This is a genomic window from Streptomyces sp. 7R007 (assembly GCF_054850255.1).
Genome location: NZ_JBTWMV010000084.1, coordinates 1 through 19914, shown reverse-complemented (window position 1 = coordinate 19914; position 19914 = coordinate 1). Strand labels below are relative to the sequence as shown.

The following is a 19914-nucleotide window of genomic DNA, read 5'->3' as shown; positions in this document are numbered from 1 at the left end:
GGTAACTCTACCGGACGCCGAGGGGTGCTCCCGACCACCCCGGACGCCGCCCGGGGCCGCGCCCACGGGTCCGCGTACGTCATTCGGACCGTCAGAATGCGCGTTGCGAAGACAGTTGGGAAACTGATCGACGTGCCCAAGCCCGGTCATTTCCGTCTGGAGTGTGAGGGGAATCGCATGGAGACTCCGGTATTCGAGGAATTCGATCCCGCGAGCGACTGCGACTGCCCCGGATGCGCGCACTGGCGCCGCGTCCTGCCGAATTCGCGGGAAGGCCGCCACCCGGCCGCCCACCGTGTCGTGATCGTGGCCGCCGCCGCGTCCGCCGCCCTCGGCGCCGGCCACGCCGTCCCCGCCCTCGCCGCCACCCACGCACCCCACCGGCCCGGCGTTCCCGCCGACGGCGAGCCCGACACCCCCCAGGGCGGCAAGGCCCCGCTGCACGGCCCGGGCGGCCGTCCGGCCAGGCCGGCGGGGGTGGTGAGGGCGCCCGAGACCACCCGCGCGGACATCATCAACCGGGCCAGGAAATGGGTGGCCGCGCAGGTGCCGTACAGCATGTACGACTACTGGTCCGACGGTTACCGGCAGGACTGCTCGGGATTCGTCTCGATGGCCTGGAACCTGCCCGGAAACGAATGGACGGGCAGCCTCGGGCAGTACGGCGACCGCATTGCGAAGGAGGAGCTGCAACCCGGCGACATTCTGCTGTTCCACAACCCGGACAATCCGCAGAACGGCTCGCACGTCGTCCTTTTCGGCGGCTGGACGGACTACACGCACAGCTACTACATCGCCTACGAGGAGACCCGGCCGCACGCCCGCCGGCAGGCCACGCCGTACGCCTACTGGAGCAACTCGGACCGCTATGTCGCCTACCGCTACAAGGGGCTCGCGGCGGACGCGGCGGGCGGCACGGGCGCGAACGCGGGCACGGGCACCGGCACCGGCGCGAGCACGGGCACCGGCACGGACGCCGGCGCGGGCGCGGCCGTGACGCCGTACCCCGGGGCGGCGTACTTCGGTCCCGGGGCCGACAACAAGTACGTCACCCGGCTCGGCCGGATGCTGGTGGCGCGCGGTGCCGGGCGCTTCTACCGCCAGGGGCCCGGGCCGCGCTGGTCGGACGCCGACCGCCGGGCCACCCAGGCCTTCCAGCTGGCCCAGGGCTGGCAGGGCGCGGACGCCGACGGGCTGCCGGGGCCGCGCACCTGGGAACTGCTGGTGACGGGACAGGGCAAGGACGTGCCGTCGGCCGGGGCGGCGGGCCCGCCGGCGCCGTCCGCGCACGGCGTCCCCGGCTACCCGGGCCGCGCCGTCTTCCGCCCCGGGGTGAGCAGTCCCCATGTCACCCAGCTGGGCCGGCAGCTGGTGAAGAAAGGGTTCGGCACGTACTACACCACCGGCCCCGGGCCCCGCTGGGGCGAGGCGGACCGCCGCAACGTCGAGGCCTTCCAGCGCTCCCAGGGCTGGCGGGGCGGCGCGGCGGACGGCTATCCGGGCCCGGAGACGTGGCGCCGGCTGTTCCTGTGAACGAGCGCGCGAGCTGACCCCCTGTTGTGACGCATCTGGCGCGGAGGCTGGAGGCAGGCATGAGTACGACGACCACTTCACCCACACCCGAGTCCGAGGGGCCGGTCAGGCCCGGGCGGCTCATCCAGAACGAGTCGACCATGGAGATCCCCGTCCACCTGCTGTTCCGGGACGAGCCGGACCCGGTGTCCGTGCCGGTGGGGCCGGCCGTCGTCGGACGCCGGCAGGGCACCGGGGAGCAGCCGCGCCTCAGGCGCCCGCTGCCCGCCCGGCCGCGTCCCGCGCCGCAGGTCGACCCCGAACTCGCCGAGCGGCCGGCCAGGGTGCTGCCCGGGACGGCGGGCGTGCTGGCCGGCGCGTGCGGGCTCGCCGGCTGCCTGGCCAGCTCGTGGTGGGCCGGCCTGCTGCCCCCGCTCGCGGTGGAGGCGCTGCGGCTGCCGCAGTACGCGGGGGCCGGGCTCGGTCCCGCGCAGTGGGCCGCGTACGCCGGGGCCGGCGCCCTCGGCCTGTTCGGCTTCGGCGGCCTCGCCCGCGGGCGCACCGGGCGGGCCTGGGTCCTCGGCCTGTTCGGCCGCTACCGGGGCACCGTCCGGCGCACCGGGCTGATGTGGGTCAACCCGCTGCTGCTGCGCCGCCGGGTGGACGTACGGCTGCGGCACTGGAGGAGCGAGCCGATGCCCGCCGCCGACGGCAACGGGGTGGCCCTGCGCGTGGTCGTGCTGGTGGTGTGGCGGGTGCGGGACACCGCACGGGCCGTGCTGGGCGTGGAGGACCACGAGACGTATCTGCGCGAGTGCGTGGAGGCGGCCCTCGCCCGGGTGCCGGTGGAGCTGCCGGGCACCACCCGGGGCGCCCCGGACGCGGCCGGCGAGGCGCTGACCCGGCTGGTGGCGGCGGACGCGGCGCCGGTCGGGCTGGAGGTGTTCTCCGTGCAGCCGGCGCGGGTCGAGTACGCGCCCGAGGTCGCCGCCGCCATGCACCGGCGCCGGATCGCCGCGCTGGACGCCCAGCACCGGGCGAGCGTGCTGACGTCGGTGGTGGACTCGGTGGAGGACACCGTGACCCGGCTGACCATGCGCGGGCTGGTGGAGCTGGACGACTACGAACGCAAGGCGCTCGTCAAGGACCTGACGGTGGCGTTCTGCTCCGGACGCGGAGAACAAGGAGCGTGAGGGGGATGGACGAGTCCAACCGACGGCAATAATCTGGGACTTGGTCTAGACCTGCACGCCTCACGGAAAATCCCCCACGTTCTCCAGGAGCGGCAGCATGCGCAGAAGGACCAAGTTGTACGCGGCCGTGCTGGGCCTGACGACCACCGGAGCCCTCGTGCTGTCCACCGGTGGCGCCAGCAGCCACGGCTACACCGACCTTCCCATCAGCAGGCAGAAGCTCTGCGCCAACGGCACCGTGACCAACTGCGGCGACATCCAGTACGAGCCGCAGAGCGTCGAGGGCCCCAAGGGCTTCCCGGCCGCCGGACCGGCCGACGGCTCGCTCTGCTCGGGCGGCAACGCCCGCTTCTCCCAGCTCGACGGCCCGAAGACGCCGTCGGGCGGCGCGTGGCCGACCACGAAGGTGACGGGCGGTCAGAGCTACACCTTCCGCTGGCAGTTCACCGCCATGCACGCCACGACCGACTTCAAGTACTACGTCACCAAGCAGGGCTGGAACCAGAACCACAACCTGTCCCGCTCCGACCTCAACACCACGCCGTTCCTCACGGTCCCGTACAACGGCCAGCGTCCCCCGGCCACCCTCTCCCACAGCGGAACGTTGCCCTCCGGGCTCAGCGGTCACCACGTCATCCTCGCGGTGTGGACGATCGCGGACACGGGCAACGCGTTCTACGCCTGCTCGGACGTCACGTTCTGAGGCTTCCTTGAGCAACCGGCCAGGTCGGCGTGGGTAGGTTCCCCCCACGCCGACCGAACGGGGCGGCGTACGACCTCGGGGGACCGTATGGAAGCTCTGTTCTACGTCGTGCCCGGCCTCATGGCCGTCCTCGCGCTCACCGGCCTGATCTCCCTCCTGCGCCGCACCCGGCAGCTCAGCGGCGCCTGGAACAGCGGGCTCACGGCCGAGGCGCGGTGCCTCACCACGTACACCTCGACCAGCGGCGGCGGCGACAGCTCCGTGCGCACCAACCTGCATCACGTCTACGAGTTCACCACCCGTGAGGGCCGCACGGTGCGGTTCGAGGAGAGAGGTGGGCCGGGGACCGTCGTCGCCGGTGACGTCGTCATGGTGCGCTACGCGGCCGACCGCCCGGAGCGGGCGACGGCGAGACCGCCCGCGCCGGGGCGGCTTCTCGCCGAACAGGGCTGTCTGCTGGCCTTCTTCGGGGTGTTCATCGCCTTCTGCCTGATGGTCATGGTCGCCGTACACCTGGCCTTCGGCATCGTGGACGAAGTCCTGCCGTAGCGCTCCACATCTGACGGTACGTCAACTACCGTGCGCGCTCATGGAGTCCACCAGGCGTACGGTCGCGGAGCTGGTTGCCGGCGGGTGGGGGGACCACCGGCCGGGGCTGTGGTTCGAGGAGCGGGTGTGCACGCACCACGAGGTGGCCGCCGGCGCCGCCGCCCGTGCCGCGCTGCTCGCCGACCTGCTGCCGTCCGGCGCCGAGCCGCACGTGGGCGTCCTGCTCGACAACACCCCCGAGTACCCGCTGTGGCTGGCCGCCGCCGCCCTCGCGTCGGCCGCCGTCGCCGGGATCAACCCCACCCGCCGCGGCCCCGAACTCGCCCGCGACATCCTGCACACCGAGTGCCGGGTCCTGGTCACCGAACGCGCCCACCTCCCGCTGCTCGCCGGCCTCGAACTCCCCGGCGTCAGCGTCCTGGTGACCGACACCGAGGAGTACGACGCCCTCCTCGCGCCCTACGCCGGCGCCGCACCGGACCCCTCCCGCGCCACCCCGGCCGACCGCCTCCTGCTGTACTTCACCTCCGGCTCCACCGGCGCCCCGAAGGCCGCGATCTGCAGCCAGGGCCGCCTGGCCGCCGCCGGCCGCTCCCTGGTCGACCACTTCGGCGTCCGGCGCGAGGACGTGCACTACGTGTGCATGCCGATGTTCCACGGCAACGCGGTGATCGCCGACTGGGCGCCCGCGCTGGCGGCCGGCGCGGGCGTGGCGCTGCGCCGGCGCTTCAGCGCGTCCGGCTTCCTGGCGGACGTACGGCGTTTCGGGGCGACGTACTTCACCTACGTGGGGCGGGCCGTGCAGTACGTCCTCGCGACCGAGGAGCGGGCCGACGACCGGGACAACCCGCTGCGCCTGGGCTTCGGCACGGAGGCGGGGGCGGTGGACGCGGCGGCCTTCGAGCGGCGGTTCGGGGTGCGGCTGGTGGAGGGGTACGGATCGTCCGAGGGCGGGGCGGCCGTGCAGTGGTCGGCGGGGACGCCGGCCGGGGCGGTGGGACGGGCGGGGCCCGGGCTCGTCGTACTGGACCCGGAGACGGGCGAGGAGTGCCCGACGGCCGTCTTCGACGCGGCCGGACGGCTGGTCAACGGGGACGAGGCGATCGGCGAGCTGGTGAACCGGGCGCCGAACCCCTTCGAGGGGTACTGGCGCAACCCGCGGGCGGACGCGGAGCGGCGGCGGCAGGGCTGGTACTGGACCGGCGACCTGTTCTACCGGGACGCCGACGGCTACCTGTACTTCGCCGGCCGCACCGACGACCGGCTGCGCGTCGACAGCGAGAACCTGGCCGCCGCGATGATCGAGAACATCCTCGCCCGGTACGAGGGCGCCGACGCCGTGGCCGTGTACGCGGTGCCCGATCCGGTGACCGGGGACCAGGTGATGGCGGCGGTCGCCGGGAGTTTCGAGCCGGCGGGGTTCGCCGCCTTCCTGGCCGCCCAGCCCGACCTCGGCACGAAGATGGCGCCGCGGTTCGTGCGGGTCATGGAGCGGATGCCGGTCACGGCCACGAACAAGATCCACCGGGCGCGGCTCAGGAAGGAGGGGGTGCGCTGCGCCGACCCCGTGTGGTGGCGGCCGCCGGGGGAGGGGACGTATCGCAGGCTGACCGCGCAGGACGCCGAAGGGCCCCTCGTTCGCGCGAGAGGCCCTTCACCGGTGCGCCGCCAGGGACTCGAACCCCGGACCCGCTGATGCTGCATCTGCCGGGGGCCGACCCCCGGACCCCCGGCCGACCTCGCGGTCTCCGGGGAAACGCCGAAGGGCCCCTCGTTCGCGCGAGAGGCCCTTCACCGGTGCGCCGCCAGGGACTCGAACCCCGGACCCGCTGATTAAGAGTCAGCTGCTCTAACCAACTGAGCTAGCGGCGCGTGACTCCCGCCGACCGTGAGACGACCGTGTGGTGTCTCGCGGTGGGCGACGAGGAAAATAGTACCTGGTCCCCGGGGGTGCTGATGACCACCGGGGGCGGCCCGTCTAGATCGCCAGCGACAGCAGCACCGGCGCCGCGTTGCGGTTCAGGGTGTCCGCGGCCTGGCGCAGACGGTGGGCGTGCTCCACGGGCAGGGACAGGGCCAGGCAGCCCACGGCCGAGCCCGCCGTGACGGGGACGGCCGCGCAGACCGTGCCCACCGCGTACTCCTGGAGGTCGAGGGCCGGGACGGTGGGCGGCTGGGCCGCCAGGCGGGAGAGCAGCAGCTTGTCGTTGGTGATGGTGCGCGAGGTGAGGCGGGCCATCTTGTGGCGGGCGAGGTGCTCGCGCCGGCTGTTGTGGTCGAGCTGGGCGAGCAGGCTCTTGCCGATCGCGGTGGCGTGCGCGGAGAAGCGGAAGTCGACCCACTCGTTGACCACGGGCGTCGAGGGCCCGGCCGCGTACTGGGCGACCCTGACCTCGCCGTCGACGTACCGGCTGAGGTAGACGGCCGCGCCGACCGAGTCGCGCAGCCGGTCCAGGGTGCGCTGGAGCTTGTCGCGCAGGGCCTGCTCGTGGCCCTGGGCCGAGCCGAGGCGATCGAGCGCGGCGCCCGTCACATACGCCCCGTCGGCGACCTGCTCGACGTAGCCCTCGCGGCGCAGCATCCTCAGGAGGGTGGTCAGCCGCTCCGGGTCGAGGCGGGTGTGCCGGGCGAGTTCCACGTCGGTGATTCCGGTGGTGTGCCGTGCCACGGTCTCCAGGACGCGCAGGGCGTCCTGGGCCGAGTGGTACGGCGCGGTCGGCTCGTGCTTCAGCGCCACGGTGTTCCCCCTGCGGCTCGCTCGGTGCACTACTACTGGGCCGTAATCCAGACGCGATCCCTTCCACGATAACGGGCAAGAGGCTTGTTGTGAGCGGTGGTTGACGAGATTGCGACCCCTGCCGCACGGCTCTCAGCAGGGACGCAGGCACTCTGGCATATGCCAATGACATGACCCGCGGCTCGGACCTCGAAGATTGAACGAGGGTCAGGCCGTCGAACGTTTTCTAGGTCACAGGACCGCGCTGAGGAATTCCCGGGTGCGGTCGTTCTCCGGCTCGCTGAAGATCTTCTCCGGCGGTCCGGCCTCGATGACCCGGCCGGAGTCGAACATCAGCACCTGGTCCGAGATGTCCCGGGCGAAGCTCATCTCGTGGGTCACGCACAGCATGGTGATGTCGGTGCTGCGGGCGATGTCCCGCAGCAGGTCCAGGACCCCCGCGACCAGCTCCGGGTCGAGCGCGGACGTCACCTCGTCCAGCAGCAGCACCTGCGGCCGCATCGCCAGCGCCCGGGCGATCGCCACCCGCTGCTGCTGGCCGCCGGAGAGCTGGGTCGGCCGCATGCCCGCCTTGTCGGCCAGGCCCACCAGGTCCAGCAGCTCGCGCGCCCGCTGCTCCGCCTCGTCCTTGGGCAGGCCCAGGACGGTGACCGGCGCCTCCATGACGTTGCGCAGGGCCGTCATGTTCGGGAACAGGTTGAACTGCTGGAACACCATCCCGATCTTCTTGCGGACCTCCCGGACCTGCTTCTCCGGCGCCGGGTACAGCTTCTCCCCGGCGACCGTGATGGTGCCCTCGTCCGGCTTGGTCAGCGTCATCAGCAGCCGGAGGATCGTCGTCTTGCCGGAGCCGGACGGGCCGATCAGCGTGACGTGCTTGCCGGAGTCGACGGAGAAGTCGAGCCGGTCGAGGACGGTGTTGTCCCCGAACCGCTTGGTGACCTGCTCCAGCCGGATCAGCTCGCTGCCGTCCACCGGCGGGTTGGCGTGGGCGTTCGGGTCGTTCATCAGGGGGGCGTCAGTGGACAAGGCGTCGCTCCAGAGCTCGCAGAAGAAGGGAGGCCAGATAGGAGATGACGATGAAGGCCACGCCGATCACCGTCAGGGGCTCGGTGAACTGGAAGTTCTGCTGCGCGAACAGACGGGCCTGGCCGAGCATCTCCAGCACCGTGATCGCCATCAGCATCGGCGTGTCCTTGAGCATCGCGATCACGTAGTTGCCGAGGGCCGGCACGACCCGGCGGATCGCCTGCGGCAGGATCACCACCTGCCAGGTCCGCAGCCGCGGCAGGTTCAGCGCCGTCGCCGCCTCCCACTGGCCGGCCGGCACCGCCTCGATGCCGGCGCGGTAGACCTGCATGGTGTACGTCGAGTAGTGCAGGCCGATGCCGATCACGCCGGTGGTCAGCGCGGACATCGTCAGGCCCCACTCGGGCATGACGTAGAAGAGGAAGAACAGCTGCACCAGCAGCGGGGTGTTGCGCACGAACTCGGTGACGACCCCGACCGGCCAGCGCACCCATCGGGTCGGTGTGCGCATCAGCATCGCCCAGACCAGCCCCAGCACGAAGGAGATCAGCGAGCCGAGGGCGAGGGCCTGCAGGGTGACGAGGACGCCGTCCCAGAAGTGCGGCATGAAGTCGGAGACCGCGCTCCAGTCCCAGTTCACGAGACACCACTCCCTTCGGGCACGCGCACCGCGGCCGCCGTCTTCTTCTGCGGCGCCTTGCCGACGCCCGCCTTCAGCCGCTTCTCCAGGCCGCGCATGACCCGGGTGAGCAGGAAGGCGATCACGAAGTAGATGAGCAGGACGTACGTGTAGATCTCCGCGCTCTGCTGGAGCGCGAGCCGCACCAGGTTGGCGCTGAACGCCAGGTCGCCCATGCCCATGATCGACACCAGGGCGGTGCCCTTGAGCAGCTCGATCAGCAGGTTGGAGAACGGCGGGATCATCTCCGGCACCGCCTGCGGCAGCAGGATCAGCCGCATCCGCTGCCAGGGCGTGAAGCTGAGCGCGATCCCGCCCTCCTTCTGCGCCGGGTCGACCGCGCCGAGCGCGCCGCGCACGATCTCCGAGCCGTAGGCGCCGTAGGTCAGCCCGAGCGCCAGCGTGCCGGCCCACATGGGCACCAGCTGCCAGCCGAAGGCGGGCGGCAGCACGAAGAACACCCAGAAGATCATGACCAGGGCGGAGGTGCCGCGGAACACCTCGGTGTAGAAGCCCGCGACGAAGCGGACGATCCACAGCCGGTGGGTGCGCGCCACGCCGACGACGAAGGAGACGGCCGCGGCCAGCAGCGAGCTGAAGAACAGCAGCTGGACGGTGGTCCAGACGCCCTTGAGTACGAGTTCCCAGAGCCCGGTGGTCATCAGCCGGTCCCTCCGCTCTTGCCCGCGCACAGCTCCTTGGCGGTCAGGTCGGTCATCTCGGCCTGGGTGAAGCCGAACGGCTTGAGGATGCGGAAGAGTTCGCCGCTCTTCTTGAGCTTGCGCAACTCGGCGTTGAAGGCGTCGCGCAGGTTCGTCTCGCCCGGCCGGAAGGCGAACGCGCCGCCGTCGACGTGCGGTTTGCCGTCGACGAGCGGGGCGAACGCCTTGGTCGCCTCGGCCTTGCGGGACTTCTTGACCACCTCGCGGGTGGTGAGCGCGGTGCCGGCGAAGACGTCGACCCGGCCCGCCTCGACCGCGTTCAGCCCGGCCACCTGGTCCGGCACGATCAGGATGTCGCTCTCCTTGTACCCCGCCTCGACGGCGTACTGGATCTCCGCGTACCCGGTCCCGGTCGCGAACTTCGCCTTCTTCGCGACCACGTCCCGGTAGGAGTGCAACCCTTTCGGGTTTCCCTTACGGACGATGAACGAATCCAGCATCTGGTAATCCGGGTCGGCGAAGATGACCTGCCGGCAGCGCTCGGGGTTGACGTACATCCCGGCCGCCACGACGTCGAACTGCTGCGACTTCAGGCCCGGGATCAGCGAGCCGAACTCCGTCGGCACCGGCTGCACCCGGTCCACGCCCAGCCGCTTGAAGATGACCTTGGCCAACTCCGGCGCCTCGCCGGTGAGTTCGCCGTCCTTGTCGATGTATCCGAAAGGGATCTCGCCCGCGATGCCGAGCCGTACGACCCCTGCCGCCCGCAGCCGGTCCAGCAGGTCGCCGCCGCTCTTCGTCGAGGCCGTGGCCACGCGCGTGCAGCCCGCGGCCCCCAGCGCACCGAGCGCCGCCACCCCCGCGAGCAGCGACCGGCGCGTGGTCCCAGGAGTGCCTCTCTCGTGTGCAACAGCGTTCTCGACAGCGTTTCGCATAGGTGGAGCCATGGCGGCGCGGCTACCCGAGACCATGCGATGTATGCACCATGGAACCCATGGCCGACCGATACATCGAAGTCTCGCTGGTCAAGCGCGGCGTCCGCGGCAGGGCGAAGCTGCTGGACGACCGCGCCCCGCTCACCTGCGCGGCGGTGTGGGACGCCCTGCCGCTGAGCGGTGACGTCTACCACGCGAAGTACGCCCGCAACGAGATCTACGCCCTCTTCCCGCCCTTCGCACCGTCGGAACCACCGCTGGAGAACCCGACCGTCACCCCCATCCCCGGCGACCTGTGCTACTTCTCCTTCGCCGGCACGGAGCTCGCCACCCGGGCCTACGGCTACGACCGCGAGGTCCCCGCCGGCGCGACCCTGGTCGACCTGGCCCTCTTCTACGAGCGCAACAACCTCCTCCTCAACGGCGACGTCGGCTGGGTCCCCGGCATCGTCTGGGGCCAGATCACCGAGGGCCTCCCGGCCCTGGCCGAGGCGTGCAACGACCTGTGGCGCACGGGAGCGGCGGGCGAGACACTCGCTTTCCGACGGCTCACATGACACAACACGGCGGCGTTCGTGCAGACTTGTGGCCATGTCGAACGCGATCGCCGGTCTCCTCGGCGGTGTCGTCGGAGCGTTGGTCTCCGCGCTGGCCGTGGTCCTGGGGCCGCTGGCCCATCAGCGGCAGCTCGCCCGGCAGGAGAGGGAGCGCGCCGACCGGGAGGCGTCCCGGAACCAGTTGCAGCGAGTCGCCCGGGCCCGCACCGCGATCCGTGAGTGGCACGCGTTCCTGGACGGCGTCTTCTCCGACATCGAGGCCGGCCGCCCCCTGGACGCGGAGCGGTTCATCGCGGAGGTCACCGCCGTGCGCAAGGAGGCCAGAGCGGCCTCCGACGAGCTCCTCGGCGGCCGGCTGTGGATCGGCTCACGGCAGTTCGGCGCCTTCGACGAGGTGACCCGGCAGCTGCGCGCCCACCTCGGCGCGGGCACCGGCGGCGAGGGCCGCACGTCGCCGGAGCAGCGGCGGCTGCGCGACCGGGTGACCCACTGGAGAGGCGCCCTGCACGACTCGCGGGCGGAACTCAACGAGGACCTCCTGTCCTACGTCGACCAGCTCCAGGACACACCCGTGCAAGTGATCGACCGCGCAGGGCGGTTCAGGTCCCCCCGGACGTGATCCCGGTCCCGTACAGGGCGTGGGCCGCTCGCAGGACCAGGTCGTCGCGGTGGCGGGCGGCCACGAGGTGCAGGCCGACGGGCAGGCCGTCCTCGTCGGTGCCGACGGGGACGGTCGCCGCCGGCTGCTGGGTGAGGTTGAAGGGGTAGGTGAACGGGGTCCAGCCGGTCCAGCGCCGGTGGCCGGAGTCCTTCGGGACCTCGGCGCCCGCCTCGAACGCCGTGATGGGCAGGGTCGGGGTGACGAGGAGGTCGTAGGACTCGTGGAAGCGGCCCATCCGGCGGCCCAGGTCCATGCGGACGTCCACCGCCGCGAGGTAGTCCAGCGCGGACAGGCGCGCGCCGGCCGCGCGGATCTCCCGCAGCCCCGGGTCCAGCGACTCCCGTTGCCCCGGCCGCAGATGCTGGGTCACCCGGGCCGCGCCGCTGAACCACAGGACGTGGAAGGCGTCCACCGGGTCGGTGAAGTCGGGGTCGGCCTCGGTGACGTACGCGCCGAGTTCCGCCAGCCGCTCCACCCCCCGGCGCACCCCGGCGGCGACGGCGGGCCGGACGGCGACCTGGCCGCCGAAGGAGGGCGAGTACGCCACCCGCAGCCCCCGCACCCCGCCCGCCAGCGCCTCCCGGTACGCACCCCCCGCCGGCCCCAGCGCCGACCAGTCCCGGGCGTCCGGCACCCCGATGACGTCCAGCATCAGCGCCGCGTCCGCCGCGTCCCGCGTCATCGGCCCCACGTGCGCCAGCGTGCCGAACGCGCTCGCCGGATACAGCGGCACCCTCCCGTACGTCGGCTTCAGCGCGAAGATCCCGCAGAAGGCCGCCGGGATGCGGACGCTGCCCCCGCCGTCCGTGCCCAGCGCGAGCGGCCCCGCGCCGAGCGCCACGGCCGCCGCCGCGCCCCCGCTGGACCCGCCCGCGGTGCGCGTCGGGTCGTGCGGATGGCGGGTCACCCCCGACAGCGGCGAGTCCGTGACGCCCTTCCAGCCGAACTCGGGGGTGGTCGTCTTGCCGACGAACACCGCGCCCTGCTCGCGCAGCCGGGCGACCGAGGGCGCGTCCTCGTCCCAACTCCCCTGCGCGGGTATCGTCTTCGAACCCTTCAGGGTCGGCGCCCCGCGCAGCAGGATGATGTCCTTGACGGTGACCGGAACCCCGTCCACCAGGCCCTTCGGCTCGCCCCGCCGCCACCGCCCGGTCGACTCGCGCGCCTGCGCGAGCGCCTCGTCCGCCAGCAGCCGGACGAAGGCGTTCACCTCCGGCTGGATTCGCTCGGCCCGTTCGAGGACCGCCCGCGTGACGTCCAGCGGACTGAACTCGCCCGTGCGGTAGCCGTCGACCAGCCGGGTGGCCGTCAGCTGGGTCAGATCCGTCATGTGCCCTCCGTCGTCGGGGCGTTCAGCGTCCGGGTACGTATCCGCGTTGCTTGTCCACCACGTTCGTCAGCGGTCTGCCCGCCTCCCAGCGCTCGTACAACTCCACGAACTGCGCACCGAGCTGATCACGCCAGCCGACCGTGTCGCCGCTCATGTGCGGGGAGACGATCAGCCCCGGGACCCGCCACAACGGGCTGTCGGGGGTGAGGGGTTCGTCCTCGAAGACGTCGAGCGCCGCCCCGGCGATCCACCGCTTGGCCAGCGCGTCCGCGAGCGCCTCCTCGACCACCAGCCCGCCCCGCCCGACGTTGACGAACCGGGCCGAGGGCTGCATCACGCCGAACCGGCGGGCGTCGAACATGCCGTGCGTCTGCTCGGTCAGCGGCGCGGCGGCGATCACCCAGTCGGCGCGGGCGATCAGCCGGTCCAGGTCCCCGGGACCGTGGATGCCGGTGCGCGGCACCCGGCCGACGACGGCGGTGGTGACGTCGAGGGCCTTCAGCGTGCGGGCGATGGCCCGGCCGATCGGCCCCGACCCGACGACGCACGCGCGCGTGCCCGCCACCCGCTGCGACTCCCGGTGCCGCCAGGTCCGCTCCCGTTGCAGGTCCAGCGTCCTCGGCAGGTCCTTGGCCATGGCGAGGACGAGCGCGGCGACGTACTCGGCGATCGGCTCGTCGAAGATCCCGCGGGCGTTGGTCACCACCGTGTCGGAGGCAGCCAGTTCGGGGCACATCAGGTGGTCCACGCCCGCGCTCGCCGTATGCACCCAGCGCGGGCGCGGGCCCTCGCCGGGCCAGGCCGCGCGCACCGCGTGCGAGGTGAAGTCCCACACCAGCAGCACGTCCGCGTACGGCAGCCGCTCGGCGAGGGTCGACTCGTCCGCGTGCTCGATCCGGGCCCGGCCGGTGAGCCGGCCGAGCCGGGGCAGGGGCTCGGCGTCGAGGACGAGGAGGGTGGGGGTGGTCATGCGGGAGCCTTCTCAGGGGGTCGGCGGCCGTCTGACATGGGAGGTTTGACCACGCTCGCACCCGAACCTACCTTCGTCAACACGGGCGCAGGTACGGTCCGTTGCCCACCCGCTTCGCTCAGTGAGGGCGGTGCCCGTCATGGACGTGTCGTTTCTCGGTGGTCCGCGGCCCCAGCGCGGGGTCGGTGTCGTCGCCCCCTTCGACTTCGCCCTCGACCGCGAGCTGTGGCGCTGGGTGCCCGACGACGTCTCACTGCACCTGACCCGTACCCCGTACGTGCCCGTCGAGGTCGGCCTCGACCTCGCCCGGCTGGTCAGCGAGCACGAGACGCTGCACGACGCGGTCCGCACGCTCACCGCGATCACCCCGGAGGTCGTCGCCTACGCCTGCACCTCCGGCAGCTTCGTCGGCGGGATCGCCGGCGAGCGGGCGATGTGCGCGGCGATGACCCGGGCGGGCGCGGTCCCCTCGGTGACCACCTCCGGCGCCCTGCTGGCCGCCCTCGACGAGCTGGGCGTGCGCCGGGTGGCGCTGGTGACGCCGTACACGGTGTCGGTGACCCGGGCGCTGGAGGAGTACGTCGCCGAGGCGGGCGTCGCGGTCACCGGCTGCGCGTACATGGGCCTGACCCGGCACATCTGGAAGGTGCCGTACCGCGATGTGGTCGCCATGGCCCGCAGGGCGGTACGGGGCACCGCCCAGGCCCTCTTCATCAGCTGCACCAACCTGCCGACCTACGACGTCATCCCGCAACTGGAGGCGGAACTGCGCATCCCGGTGATCTCGGCCAACCAGGTGACCATGTGGGCGGCGTTGCGCCGACTGGGTACCCGGGCGGTGGGACCGTATCAGGCGCTGATCGACCCGGCCGCGCGCCTCGGTCCCGTACTGCCGGAACTACCCGACGGTGAACAGCAGCAGGAAGGCAGGCCATGACCGCACTCGGATTCCTCTACCCGGGCCACTCCGCCGAGGACGACTACCCGCGCATCGAGCAACTGCTCGGCAGCGACATCCGCCTCGACGTCGTCCACACCGACATCGGTACGGACGCCCACCGGGTGGACGCCCTGCGGGAGATGGGCTCGGCCGACCGGCTCGCGGCGGGCGTCGAGGAACTGCGCATGGCGGGGGCGGAGTCGGTGGTGTGGGCGTGCACCAGCGGCAGCTTCGTCTACGGCTGGGAGGGCGCCCACGAGCAGGTCCGCGCCCTCGCCGTCGCCGCCGGGATGCCGGCCTCCTCCACGTCCTTCGCCTTCGTGCACGCGCTCAGGGAGCTGGGGGTGCGCCGGGTGGCCGTCGGCGCGACCTACCCGGACGACGTGGCGGGACTCTTCGCGGACTTCCTGCGCGCGGGGGACGCGGAGGTGGTCGCCGTGCGCGGTTCCGGGATCGTCACGGCCGCGGAGGTCGGCACGTGGGGCGAGGCGGAGGTGTTCGCGCTGGCCCGGGCGGCCGACGCCGAGGGCGCGCAGGCGGTGCTGCTGCCGGACACGGCCCTGCACACGGCCGCCCACCTGCCGGCCCTGGAGAAGGAGCTGGGCAAGCCGGTCCTCACCGCCAACCAGGTCACCGTCTGGGAGGCCCTGCGGCTGACGGACCGGCGGGTGAACGCGCCGATGCTGGGGGCGCTGTTCACCCGGGAACCGATCGTGCAGGTGTGAGGCGGTCGCGCGGCATCCGGCCCCGGGAATAAACGGAGAGTGCCTCCTGTTAGTCGGGCGAGGACAGCGCACGGCCGACAACAGGAGGCACTCACCGTGACGGCAGACGAGATCCGGGGCACCGCACAGGGCACCGCCCCCGTCCCCCTCTCCGTACTGGACCTGGTCACCGTGGGCGCCGGCCGCACGGCCACCGACGCCCTGCGCACCAGCGTGGAGCTGGCCAGGCTGGCGGAGGCGCGCGGCTTCCACCGCTACTGGGTCGCCGAGCACCACTCCATGCCGGGCGTGGCCTCCTCCTCCCCGGCCGTGATCCTCGCCCACCTCGCCGCCCACACCGACCGCATCCGGCTCGGCTCGGGCGGCGTCATGCTGCCCAACCACGCCCCGCTGGTGATCGCGGAGCAGTTCGGCACGCTGGAGGCGATGGCCCCCGGCCGGGTGGACCTGGGGCTGGGCCGCGCACCCGGCACGGACGGCGCCACCGCGGCCGCCCTGCGCCGCACCGACCGGCTCCACGAGGGCGCCGACGACTTCCCCCAGCAGCTGGCCGAGCTGACCCGCTTCCTGGACGACGACTTCCCCGACGGCCACCCCTACCGCCGCATCCACGCCGTCCCCGGCCCCGTCCAGGCCACCTCGCCCGGCGGCGTCCAGTCCCCGCACCGCCCGCCGGTCTGGCTGCTGGGCTCCTCCGGCTTCAGCGCCCGCCTGGCCGGCGTGCTCGGCCTGCCGTTCGCCTTCGCGCACCACTTCTCGGCGCAGAACACCATCCCGGCCCTGGACCTGTACCGGGAGTCCTTCCAGCCGTCCGCCGTCCTGGACGCCCCCTACGCCCTCATCGGCGTCGCCGCGCTCGCCACCGACGACGAGCGCGAGGCCCGCCGCCAGGTGCTGGCCGCCGCGCTGAACATGGTGCGCCTGCGCACCGGCCGCCCCGGCCTGGTGCCGACGCCGGAGGAGGCGGAGGCGTACGACTTCAGCCCGATGGAGCGGGAGTTCGTCGACTCCTGGAACGCCAACGTCGTCCACGGCACCGTCGACGAGGTCCGCGCCGGCCTCGACGACCTGCAAAAGCGCACCGGCGCCGACGAGTTGATGCTCACCAGCAACGCGCACAGCGGTGAGGTGCGCCTGCGCTCCTACGAACTCATCGCCGACGCCTACGGGTTGCCGACCACCTGATCGGGGGTCTGCACGCCCCGCAGTTCGGCGATGCGGTCCGCGGGCACCGGCCGGGAGTACAGCCACCCCTGGCCGGTGTCGCAGCCGATGTCGCGCAGCCGGGTGGCCTGGGCCGGGGTCTCCACGCACTCCGCGGTCACCGTCAGCCCGAGCCGGTGGGCGAGCTGGATCATCGCCTCGACGATGACCTCGTCGGCCGGATTGGGCGCGGCGCCCGCGCTCTCGTACTGGAAGCCCCGTACGAAGGAGCCGTCCAGCTTGAGCACGGACACCGGGAGCCGGCTGAGGTAGGCGAGGTTGGAGTAGCCGGTGCCGAAGTCGTCGATGGCGATGCGTACGCCCATGTCGCTGAGGGCCTGCAGGGCCTGCAGCGGGCGGCCCGCCGAGCCCATCACCGCCGACTCGGTCAACTCCAGTTGCAGCAGGCCGGGTTCCAGGCCGGTCTCCTTCAGGGTCTGGGCGACGTCCGCCACCAGGTCGGAGTCCCACACCTGCCGGACCGCCACGTTGACGCTGACGAACAGCGGTGGCTCGCCCGGCCGTTCGAGCTGCCAGCGGCGTGCCTGACGGCAGGCCGTGCGCAGCACCCAGCGGCCGAGCTGCACGATCGAGCCGTCCTCCTCGGCCAGTCCGATGAACCGATTCGGCGTCAGCGTGCCGAACTGCGGGTGGTGCCAGCGCACCAGCGCCTCGACGCCGTGCACCCGGCCGTCCTCCATGCCCACCAGCGGCTGGTACTCCAGCGCGAACTCGCCCCGCTCGATGGCGGGCCGCAGGGCGGCGGACAGTGCCTGGCGGGTCATGCGGTGCGCGTTGCGCTCGGGGTCGAAGAGCGTCCAGCGGGCCTTGCCGTCGGCCTTGGCCCAGTACAGGGTCGTGTCGGCCGCCTGCATGAGGGCGGTCGGTGTGGTGCCCGCCGCGTGCCGCTCCACCACGCCGATCGACGCGGACACCGACAGCCGGCGGCCGGCGAGGTCGAAGGGGGCCTGGACGGCCTCCAGCACCGACTCGGCGAGGTCGGCCAGTTGCTCGGTGCCGGTGGAGTCCTCCACCAGCAGCGCGAACTCGTCGCCGCCGAGTCTGGCCACCAGCGGCACGTTGGCTCTGGCGTAACCGGCCTCCTCGGCGCAGCGCGCGAGGCGTTCGGCGACGGCGGCGAGCAGCCGGTCGCCGACCCGGTGGCCGAGGGTGTCGTTGATCGCCTTGAACCCGTCGAGGTCGAGGTAGCACAGCCCGATGCGCCCGGTGCCGCCGCCGTCCTCGTACGACTCCGCCTCCAGCGCGGCCGTCAGCCGCTCGAAGAACAGGGTGCGGTTGGGCAGCCGGGTCACCGGGTCGTGCATCTGCAAGTGCCGCAGCCGTGCCTGGAGTTCGCGGTGGGCGCTGATGTCGGTCACGGACAGCAGCACGCCCTCCTCGCCGTCGGGCAGGGGGGTGACGGCGACCTGCGCCCACACCGACTGCCCGTCCGCCTGCTTCAGCCGCCGGGTGCAGCGCAGCCGCGCCGCCCGGCCGCGCAGCACCTCGCGGTAGGCGTGCCAGGTGCGGGCGTCGGAGGCGAGGTCGACCAGATCGGCGGCGATCCGGCCGGTCAGGGCGTCCGGGGGGCTGTCGAACAGGACGCCGAAACCGTCGTTGGCGCTGACGACCAGACCCTCGCGGTCGACGACGGCCATCGCCAGGGGGGCCGCTGTGAAGACCGAGCGGTACGGCGGCGACGGCCCGGTACGGGGAGACGCGTTGATGTCACTCTCTGTTACGGCGGACCGGTCGAGGTCTGCCGCGGGCGCAAGCCCTTCGGACGCTTCGCTCACCGCTCGCTCCCGCAGTGCACTCGATCTCTGTCCGTGCAGGAAAGTGTGCCGATCATAGAGGCTGGCCCAGAGCCCTTCCAGCCACTCTCCAGTGTCCCGGATCCGACGGCACTTCTGACAGATCGTTTCTGCCCGCGACTGGACGGGTTCTTCGGGCCTCCGACCAGTTGTGACGTTCCGTGAGCGACTCGGGGTGTCGGTTCTGACGGCTTTGCGGGTGACTCACCCGTCCGGTGCAGACAAACAGGGCGTAGTACGACAATCTCACACAGGCTGGGTGCGGTGTCCCGCGTACCGCTCCCGGAGGTTCCTGTGCCGCGTCAGTTCCCCTTCAGGTCGTTCAGGGGCTCCCGACTGCGCAGCACCGCCGCCGTGTGCACCACCCTCTCCGCGCTCGCCGCGACCTCCCTGGTGACCGGGCACTCGGTCGCCGAACCCTTCTCGGCCGCGCCCTGCGCCCTGCACCGCACCGAGGCGCACCACTCCGAGGGCCTCGACACCTGGAACGCCGCCTACCCGCGCCCCACCCGCCGCCTCGACGCGGTGATGGTCTTCCTGTCCTTCCCGGACGCCGCGCCGCGCACCACGCCCGCCGAGCTGGCCGCCGACCACTTCCCGGCCACCAGCCGCTTCTTCGAGCGCGCCTCCTACGGCCGCTTCGCCCTGCGGCCGCATCCGCTGAAGCACTGGATCCGGATGCCGCGCCCGTCGACGGCGTACGCCATACAGCGCGACTGGAACGCCGCCGACCGGGCCGCCTATCTGCGCGACGCCCTCTCCGCGGCCGATCCCCAGGTCGACTTCTCCCGCTATGACGTCGTGTACTTCGTCGCCGACCCGAACGCACCCGGCGTCGACTCCGACGCCACGAAGGTCGTCAACCTGGACACCCCGCTGCACGCGGACGGCCGTGACATCCGCCGGGTCGTCACGGTCTTCGAGAAGCACCCGCCGGACCGGCTGGTCCTCGCCCACGAGACCGGCCACGTCTTCGACCTGCCCGACCTCTACCACCGGCCCGCCGACGGCAAGGGCGACTGGGACACGTACGTCGGGGACTGGGACCTGATGGGCAGTCAGTTCGGGCTGGCGCCGGACCTGTTCGGCTGGCACAAGTGGAAGCTCGGCTGGCTCCAGCCGCGTCAGGTGGTGTGCGCCCGGGCCGGCGGCACCACCCGGCTGACGCTGGAGCCGCTCGGCGCCGGGCCCGGCGTTCCGGTGACGGGCACGGCGGGGGCGCCGGCCTTCGGGCTCGGGGACGGCACGAAGCTGGCGGTCCTGCGCACCGGGGCCGACAGCGCGCTGGCCTTCGAGGCGCGCGGCCCGGTCGGCAACGACACGGCGGCCTGCCGCGCCGGCATCCTGGTCTACCGCGTCCACGGCGGCGCCCCCTCCGGCGACGGCCCCATCCAGGTGATCGACGCCCACCCGCACACCGAGGCCTGCTGGGAGAACTCCGTCTACCCACCCCTCGCGGACGCCCCGGTCGCCCTCGGCGAGAGCTTCACGGTGCCGGGCGAGGACGTCCGGGTCGAGGCGGAGAGCCGGACGGCCTCGGGGGCGTGGACGGTGAAGATCACGGCGGGGTGATCCGGGGACGTGGGCATGCGAAAAAGCCCCTCGCATCGCGAAGGGCTTTCTCACTGTCGTGCGCCGCCAGGGACTCGAACCCCGGACCCGCTGATTAAGAGTCAGCTGCTCTAACCAACTGAGCTAGCGGCGCCCGCTGACGT

General features: G+C 72.4%; 19 protein-coding genes and 2 tRNA genes. 11 read left to right on the top strand and 10 right to left on the bottom strand.

Annotation, left to right across the window (positions count from 1 at the left end; genetic code table 11):
* Positions 1-177 precede the first annotated feature (177 nt).
* The 5 genes from ACYF6T_RS42625 (at position 178) to ACYF6T_RS42605 (ending at position 5653) form a co-directional block, all read left to right on the top strand.
* Positions 178-1533, top strand: a complete 1356-nt coding sequence (locus ACYF6T_RS42625) for a peptidoglycan-binding protein (protein ID WP_461703352.1) — start codon at positions 178-180, stop codon at positions 1531-1533.
* Positions 1534-1592: 59 nt separating this feature from the next.
* Positions 1593-2705 carry an SPFH domain-containing protein gene (locus ACYF6T_RS42620; protein ID WP_461703351.1) on the top strand — a complete coding sequence of 371 codons (1113 nt, stop codon included), beginning with the start codon at positions 1593-1595 and terminating at the stop codon, positions 2703-2705.
* Between the two features lie 97 nt (positions 2706-2802).
* Positions 2803-3408, top strand: coding sequence for a lytic polysaccharide monooxygenase auxiliary activity family 9 protein (locus tag ACYF6T_RS42615; protein WP_461703350.1), 606 nt, complete (start codon positions 2803-2805; stop codon positions 3406-3408).
* Between the two features lie 87 nt (positions 3409-3495).
* Positions 3496-3957, top strand: coding sequence for a DUF3592 domain-containing protein (locus tag ACYF6T_RS42610; protein ID WP_461703349.1), 462 nt, complete (start codon positions 3496-3498; stop codon positions 3955-3957).
* A 40-nt stretch (positions 3958-3997) separates the two neighbouring features.
* Positions 3998-5653, top strand: coding sequence for an AMP-binding protein (locus ACYF6T_RS42605; RefSeq protein ID WP_461703348.1), 1656 nt, complete (start codon positions 3998-4000; stop codon positions 5651-5653).
* A gap of 102 nt (positions 5654-5755) precedes the next feature.
* Here ACYF6T_RS42605 and ACYF6T_RS42600 read toward each other — a convergent pair.
* The 6 genes from ACYF6T_RS42600 to ehuB form a co-directional block, all read right to left on the bottom strand.
* Positions 5756-5829, bottom strand: a tRNA-Lys gene (locus ACYF6T_RS42600).
* 106 nt (positions 5830-5935) lie between these two features.
* The gene (locus tag ACYF6T_RS42595) at positions 5936-6694 is read right to left on the bottom strand and encodes an IclR family transcriptional regulator (protein WP_461703347.1); all 759 of its coding nucleotides are present in this window, start codon (positions 6692-6694) and stop codon (positions 5936-5938) included.
* Between the two features lie 231 nt (positions 6695-6925).
* Positions 6926-7702, bottom strand: a complete 777-nt coding sequence (gene ehuA, locus ACYF6T_RS42590) for an ectoine/hydroxyectoine ABC transporter ATP-binding protein EhuA (protein ID WP_461703353.1) — start codon at positions 7700-7702, stop codon at positions 6926-6928.
* Between the two features lie 10 nt (positions 7703-7712).
* Positions 7713-8363: an ectoine/hydroxyectoine ABC transporter permease subunit EhuD gene (ehuD, locus tag ACYF6T_RS42585; protein WP_461703346.1), complete on the bottom strand. Its 651-nt coding sequence runs from the start codon at positions 8361-8363 to the stop codon at positions 7713-7715.
* Positions 8360-9064: an ectoine/hydroxyectoine ABC transporter permease subunit EhuC gene (ehuC, locus tag ACYF6T_RS42580; protein WP_461703345.1), complete on the bottom strand. Its 705-nt coding sequence runs from the start codon at positions 9062-9064 to the stop codon at positions 8360-8362. The genes ehuD and ehuC overlap by 4 nt, the downstream gene beginning before the upstream one ends.
* The gene (gene ehuB / locus ACYF6T_RS42575; RefSeq protein WP_461703344.1) at positions 9064-10011 is read right to left on the bottom strand and encodes an ectoine/hydroxyectoine ABC transporter substrate-binding protein EhuB; all 948 of its coding nucleotides are present in this window, start codon (positions 10009-10011) and stop codon (positions 9064-9066) included. The genes ehuC and ehuB overlap by 1 nt, the downstream gene beginning before the upstream one ends.
* A gap of 47 nt (positions 10012-10058) precedes the next feature.
* On the opposite strand from ehuB, the gene ACYF6T_RS42570 reads away from it, so the two are divergent.
* Positions 10059-10556, top strand: coding sequence for a DUF3830 family protein (locus ACYF6T_RS42570; RefSeq protein WP_461703343.1), 498 nt, complete (start codon positions 10059-10061; stop codon positions 10554-10556).
* Positions 10557-10590: 34 nt separating this feature from the next.
* Complete coding sequence (locus ACYF6T_RS42565) at positions 10591-11175, top strand: hypothetical protein (protein WP_461703342.1); 585 nt, start codon at positions 10591-10593, stop codon at positions 11173-11175.
* Here the strand turns inward: ACYF6T_RS42565 and ACYF6T_RS42560 are convergent.
* A complete protein-coding gene (locus ACYF6T_RS42560) occupies positions 11156-12547 on the bottom strand; it encodes an amidase (RefSeq protein WP_461703341.1) in 1392 nt (463 codons plus the stop codon). The two genes, ACYF6T_RS42565 and ACYF6T_RS42560, sit on opposite strands and share 20 nt — an antisense overlap.
* 22 nt (positions 12548-12569) lie before the next feature.
* Positions 12570-13517 carry a D-2-hydroxyacid dehydrogenase gene (locus ACYF6T_RS42555; RefSeq protein WP_461703340.1) on the bottom strand — a complete coding sequence of 316 codons (948 nt, stop codon included), beginning with the start codon at positions 13515-13517 and terminating at the stop codon, positions 12570-12572.
* 139 nt (positions 13518-13656) lie between these two features.
* Between ACYF6T_RS42555 and ACYF6T_RS42550 the strand changes: the two genes are divergently transcribed.
* From ACYF6T_RS42550 to ACYF6T_RS42540, 3 genes are all read left to right on the top strand, one after another.
* On the top strand, positions 13657-14454 hold the full coding sequence (locus ACYF6T_RS42550; RefSeq protein ID WP_461703339.1) for a maleate cis-trans isomerase family protein: 798 nt from the start codon (positions 13657-13659) through the stop codon (positions 14452-14454).
* Entirely contained in the window at positions 14451-15182 is a 732-nt protein-coding gene (locus ACYF6T_RS42545) for a maleate cis-trans isomerase family protein (protein ID WP_461703338.1), read from the top strand. Before ACYF6T_RS42550 ends, ACYF6T_RS42545 begins: the two co-directional genes overlap by 4 nt.
* Before the next feature lie 96 nt (positions 15183-15278).
* Positions 15279-16367, top strand: coding sequence for an LLM class flavin-dependent oxidoreductase (locus tag ACYF6T_RS42540; protein WP_461703337.1), 1089 nt, complete (start codon positions 15279-15281; stop codon positions 16365-16367).
* Here ACYF6T_RS42540 and ACYF6T_RS42535 read toward each other — a convergent pair.
* A complete protein-coding gene (locus ACYF6T_RS42535; RefSeq protein ID WP_461703336.1) occupies positions 16346-18181 on the bottom strand; it encodes a putative bifunctional diguanylate cyclase/phosphodiesterase in 1836 nt (611 codons plus the stop codon). The genes ACYF6T_RS42540 and ACYF6T_RS42535 overlap by 22 nt on opposite strands.
* 282 nt (positions 18182-18463) lie before the next feature.
* Between ACYF6T_RS42535 and ACYF6T_RS42530 the strand changes: the two genes are divergently transcribed.
* Positions 18464-19771: a M6 family metalloprotease domain-containing protein gene (locus ACYF6T_RS42530; protein ID WP_461703335.1), complete on the top strand. Its 1308-nt coding sequence runs from the start codon at positions 18464-18466 to the stop codon at positions 19769-19771.
* A gap of 59 nt (positions 19772-19830) precedes the next feature.
* Here the strand turns inward: ACYF6T_RS42530 and ACYF6T_RS42525 are convergent.
* Positions 19831-19904 (bottom strand) — tRNA-Lys (locus tag ACYF6T_RS42525).
* Between the last annotated feature and the right edge of the window lie 10 nt (positions 19905-19914).